Origin of the sequence: Rhodoblastus sp. (assembly GCF_041915505.1) — a bacterium.
Lineage (GTDB): Bacteria > Pseudomonadota > Alphaproteobacteria > Rhizobiales > Beijerinckiaceae > Rhodoblastus.
This window is the reverse complement of sequence record NZ_JAYSBG010000285.1, coordinates 1-4624: the sequence shown is the minus strand read 5'-3', so window position 1 is coordinate 4624 and position 4624 is coordinate 1. Positions and strand designations below refer to the sequence as shown.

5 protein-coding genes and 1 pseudogene are annotated in these 4624 nt (G+C 66.4%); 4 read left to right on the top strand and 2 right to left on the bottom strand.

Translation table 11 applies throughout. From position 1 onward, the window contains the following. Window positions 1–703, bottom strand: a pseudogene (locus ACE3S9_RS15230) (polyhydroxyalkanoate depolymerase); the annotation flags it as partial. A gap of 284 nt (window positions 704–987) precedes the next feature. Between ACE3S9_RS15230 and ACE3S9_RS15225 the strand changes: the two are divergent. Beyond that, window positions 988–1647, top strand: coding sequence for an MBL fold metallo-hydrolase (locus ACE3S9_RS15225; RefSeq protein ID WP_374547331.1), 660 nt, complete (start codon window positions 988–990; stop codon window positions 1645–1647). Between the two features lie 33 nt (window positions 1648–1680). Beyond that, entirely contained in the window at window positions 1681–2502 is an 822-nt protein-coding gene (locus ACE3S9_RS15220; RefSeq protein WP_374547330.1) for a universal stress protein, read from the top strand. 72 nt (window positions 2503–2574) lie between these two features. Here the strand turns inward: ACE3S9_RS15220 and ACE3S9_RS15215 are convergent, their stop codons facing one another. Then, window positions 2575–2883: a hypothetical protein gene (locus ACE3S9_RS15215; protein ID WP_374547329.1), complete on the bottom strand. Its 309-nt coding sequence runs from the start codon at window positions 2881–2883 to the stop codon at window positions 2575–2577. Window positions 2884–3021: 138 nt separating this feature from the next. Between ACE3S9_RS15215 and ACE3S9_RS15210 the strand changes: the two genes are divergently transcribed. Together ACE3S9_RS15210 and ACE3S9_RS15205 are read left to right on the top strand one after the other, a co-directional pair. Further along, window positions 3022–3930 carry a methyltransferase domain-containing protein gene (locus ACE3S9_RS15210; RefSeq protein ID WP_374547328.1) on the top strand — a complete coding sequence of 303 codons (909 nt, stop codon included), beginning with the start codon at window positions 3022–3024 and terminating at the stop codon, window positions 3928–3930. A gap of 78 nt (window positions 3931–4008) precedes the next feature. Continuing rightward, the coding region (locus ACE3S9_RS15205) for a CoA transferase subunit A (protein WP_374547327.1) at window positions 4009–4624 on the top strand (616 nt) is incomplete at its 3' end.

Genomic DNA, 4624 nt, shown 5'->3' with positions numbered 1-4624 from the left:
ACGAGCCGCGCTTTTCCGCCAGCTTGTTGACCGCCGTCGGGCTGCGCCGCGTGTCGATCGGGCCGCCTTTCAGCGTCATGGACGCCGGAACATGCGGATTGTGCTCGGCCTCCATCCGCGCCACCGCCGCGAGCACCGGGACGGAAGGCTGACAGACCGCGAGCACATGGACCGGCGGGCCGCCAGCCACGTCCAGGAACTCACAGAGCTCGATGACATAGTCGATATAATCGTCGAGATCGAATTTCCCGAGGCTGAGCGGCACCATGCGGGCGTCGATCCAGTCGGTGATATAGACGTCATGGGTCTGCAGGAAGGTTTCGACCGTGCCGCGCAGCAAGGTGGCGTAATGGCCCGACATCGGCGCGACGATCAGCAGGCGCGACTGGCGCGGCGCGGGATGGGGCAGATGCCGCTTGAAATGCAGCAATTGGCAGAACGGCCGCATCCAGACGATTTCCTGCTCGACCGCGACCTCGACGCCATTGACCATGGTCTTGTCGATGCCGAAGGCCGGCTTACCATAGCGGCGCGTCATGCGCTCGAACAACTCGGCCGTGGCCGCCAGATTGCGGCCGACCGCCGTATAGGACAGCGGATTGATCGGATGTTTCAGGGCGATTCGCGTCAGGTCGGACAGCGCGCGCGCCGGCGCCATCGACAATTGGGCCATTTCGTAGAAGTGATACGTATACTGGTTCATCTCGCGCCCCGCTCCCTCCGGAAAACCGGTCATTCCCGGAGATCGGGCGTCGGCGAGGCCGAACGCCCGACAGTAGAACCTGAAATCTTAGAAGGAAGGCGGCGCGCCCGTAAATTGTTCCGTCGTCATTCCTTAGGCTAAGAACACCGTGGCGCGCGCCCGGTTCGCGGGGTGAAAAGCGGCAGCTTGCGTCCGCGCCAGCGCAGCCTTGCACTTTTGGCCCAGCAGCTATGCTCTGGTCCCGCCGCGCCGCGGCGGCTAAGATAAGACGCAGGGAGAGCTTCATGTCGCAGGTCCAGGCCCCGCAGGTCAAAGTCGCCATCGTACCGGTCACGCCGTTCCAGCAGAACTGCACGATCCTGATTTGCGAGACGACCAAGAAGGGCGCCGTGGTCGATCCCGGCGGCGACGTGCCGCTGATCCGGCGCGCCATCGCGCAGACCGGCGCGCAGATCGAGAAGATCTTCCTCACCCATGGCCATGCCGATCACGCCGGCGGCGCGGCGGAATTGCGCGAGATCCTCGGCGTGCCGATCGAGGGGCCCCATATCGGCGACAAATTCCTGCTCGACAGCCTCGAAGCCGCCTCCGTCCGTTTCGGCTTTGCCTGCCGCAACGTCGCGCCCGACCGCTGGCTCGACGAGGGCGACCATGTGACCTTCGGCGAGGCCCGGCTCGACGTCCGCTTTTGCCCGGGCCATACGCCGGGCAGCGTGGTCTTCATCAACGAGCCGATGCAGTTCTGCCTGGTCGGCGACGTGCTGTTCTCCGGCTCGGTGGGCCGCACCGACCTGCCGGGCGGCGACCACGCCACGCTGATGCGCTCGATCGAAACCAGATTGCTGACGCTCGACGATTCCATGACCTTCATCAGCGGCCACGGCCCGCTCAGCACGATCGGCGCCGAACGCCAGCACAATCCCTTCCTTCAACGACAGGCCTGACCGCGCCAAGCGCGCCGCCCGGAAAGCGAATCCATGACCATTGGCAATCTCCTCGTTCACCTCAACAGCGACCCGCGCTCGGCCGTGCGCCTGAAACTCGCCGCCGATCTCGCCCGCGGGCGCGGCGCGCGGCTGACCGGCCTGTTCGCGCAGGTCGCGCCGGCGCATCAGGTCGGCGTGGTGGCGCAATGGCCGACGGCCGAATACAAGCAGGCCGCCGAAGCGAGCCGCGCCGCTTTCGCCGCCGCGACCGCCGGCCTCGACGCCGAATGGGTCGATCTCAACCGGGGCGACGAAGGCGAGGTGGTGAAGCTGGCGACCGATTTCGCCCGCCATTTCGACCTGATCGTGCTCGGCCAGCGCGCCGCCGACGATGCGCTGATCCCGCCCGATTTCGCGGAGCAATTGATCGTCACTTCCGGCCGTCCGGCGCTGGTGCTGCCCTATGCCGGCGAATTCGCCGGGATCGGCGCCCGGCCGATCTTCGCCTGGTCGGATTCGCGCTCCTCGGCGCGCGGCTTTTCCGATGGAATCGCGCTGGCCTCGCCCGGCGCCGACGCCCTGGTGGTCGGCCTGTCCAAACCGGGCGACGAGGACAGCTTCGTCTATCAGAAGGAATCCCTGCGGCTCGCGGCGGCGCAGCTCTCCGCCCACAAGATCGCCGCCGCGCCCGAACAGCTAGCCTTGAGCGAGATCGGCCTGATGGACGCCCTGCTCAACCGCGCGGCCGACCACGGCGCCGATCTCCTGGTGATCGGCGCCTTCGGCGGCGGCGGCTATCCCTTGTTCTCGCGCGGCAGCGGCTCGCGCTACATGCTCAAGCACATGACGCTGCCGGTGCTGTTCTCCCACTGAAACTAAAAAGCCCCGCGCAGGCGGGGCTTTTTCATTCCGGCTCAGGCCAAGGTTATTCGCAAACCTGCAAGATTATTCGCAAACCTGAACCCGGCGGCGGCCGATATAATTGCCCCAGGAATCATAGACCGGACGGCGTTCGAGCCAGCAGCCGCCGCCATAGGCCGGCGCGGGAGCGTAATAACGGGGCTGAGCCGCGCCAGCCGCCACGGCGCCGAGCGCCATGCCGCCGAGCACGCCGGCGGCGACCGCCGGACCGGCGTTATAGCCGCCGCCGCAACCCCAGCCGTTGCACCACGCCGAGGCGGGCGTCGCGAAAGCGGCGCTCAGCGAAAGCGCCGCCACGGCGGCGATCGCCGTCGACTTCAGGGAAATGGCCATGTCTCTCTCCTCATGAATAAGGTTGCGTCGAAACGCGAATGCCGCTTGATGCGCAGGATGGACGCAACCTGCTGAATGTCTGCTGAACGGATTGTGACCCAAACCGTTCCGGAATTCCACCTGAATGGCGAATAAGGCATGAATTTGACGGGCTCTTCGGGCGATCTCGCCGCCGACCGTCGCTATCAATGGGCGCTGGGCGCGCTGGACTCGCAGGATTTCGAGGCGGCGCGGGACCTTTTCGCACAGGCGCTGGAGCTGGCTTCCGACTGGTCGCCCGGCTGGTTCGGCCTCGGCCAGGCGCTGGAGGCGCTGGCGCGGCGCGAGGAGGCGGCCGAGGCCTTTCGCAGGGCGCTGGCGCTCGATCCCGCCGATTCCGCCGGCGCCGCCCTGCGTCTCGCCGTTCTGGCCGGGGAGAGCCCGGCGACGGCCCCGCGCGCCTATGTCAGGACTCTGTTCGACCAATATGCCGCGAGTTTCGACCGTCATCTGGTCGAGGGGCTCGCCTATCGCGGGCCGGAAATCCTCGCCGGAGCGATCGAGCAGGCCGCGCCGGGGCGGATTTTCGCCCATACGCTTGACCTTGGCTGCGGCGCCGGCCTGTTCGGCGCGGCCGCGCGCGCCCGGGCCGAACGCCTGACCGGCGTGGACCTCTCCCCCGCCATGATCGAACAGGCGCGCGGAAAAAAGCTCTACGACCGGCTCGCCGCCGCCGATCTGCTGGATTTCCTGGCGTCGGAGCCCCCGGCGAGCGCCGATCTCGCCGCCGCGGCGGATGTTTTCGTCTATATCGGCGATCTCGCGCCGATTTTCGCGCAGGCCGCGCGCGTGCTCGAACCGGACGGAATCTTCGCCTTCACCACGCAAAGCCACAGCGGCGAAGGCTTCCGCTTGGGCGCGGACCTGCGCTTCTCTCACGCAGCGCCCTATCTGCGCGCCTGCGCGGCGCACGCGGGCTTCGCGACGCTGGCGCTTTCGCCCGCAGTCACCCGCAAGGATCGCGGCGCGGACGTGCCGGGCTGGGTCGTAACCCTGCGCAAAATCTAGGCGTCCGGGGCGTCTGGACCGCCGCGCGCGGCGGTTCTATGGTTGCAGGGCAATAATTCTAAAATACGGGATTCGCCCATGAAAAAAGTTTATCCAGACGCCAGCTCCGCCATGGCCGGGCTGGTGAAGGACGGCATGATTCTAATGGCCGGCGGCTTCGGCCTGTGCGGCATTCCCGAGGCGCTGATCGAGGCGGTCAAGCAATCCGGCGCCAAGAACCTGACCTTCATTTCCAACAATGCCGGCGTCGACGGCATCGGACTCGGCGTCCTGCTGGAGACCAAGCAGGTCAAGAAGATGATCTCGTCCTATGTCGGCGAGAACAAATTGTTCGCCCAGCAATATCTCGGCGGCGAGCTGGAAATCGAATTCAACCCTCAGGGCACGCTCGCCGAGCGCATCCGCGCCGGCGGCGCCGGCATCCCGGCCTTCTACACCAAGACCGGCTACGGCACGCTGGTCGCCGAGGGCAAGGAAACCCGGACCTTCAACGGCGAACATTATGTGATGGAGACCGGCCTGATCGCCGACGTTTCGATCGTCCACGCCTGGAAGGGCGACACCGAGGGCAATCTGATCTTCCGCAAGACGGCGCGCAATTTCAACCCGATGATGGCGACGGCCGGCAAGATCACCATCGCCGAGGTCGAGCATCTCTATCAGGCCGGCGAACTGGACCCCGACGAGATTCACA

Coding starts and splice junctions, on each gene's coding strand:
- ACE3S9_RS15225 (WP_374547331.1), top strand. CDS start 988: ATGTCGCAGGTCCAGGCCCCGCAGGTCAAAGTCGCCATCGTACCGGTC.
- ACE3S9_RS15220 (WP_374547330.1), top strand. CDS start 1,681: ATGACCATTGGCAATCTCCTCGTTCACCTCAACAGCGACCCGCGCTCG.
- ACE3S9_RS15215 (WP_374547329.1), bottom strand. CDS start 2,883: ATGGCCATTTCCCTGAAGTCGACGGCGATCGCCGCCGTGGCGGCGCTT.
- ACE3S9_RS15210 (WP_374547328.1), top strand. CDS start 3,022: ATGAATTTGACGGGCTCTTCGGGCGATCTCGCCGCCGACCGTCGCTAT.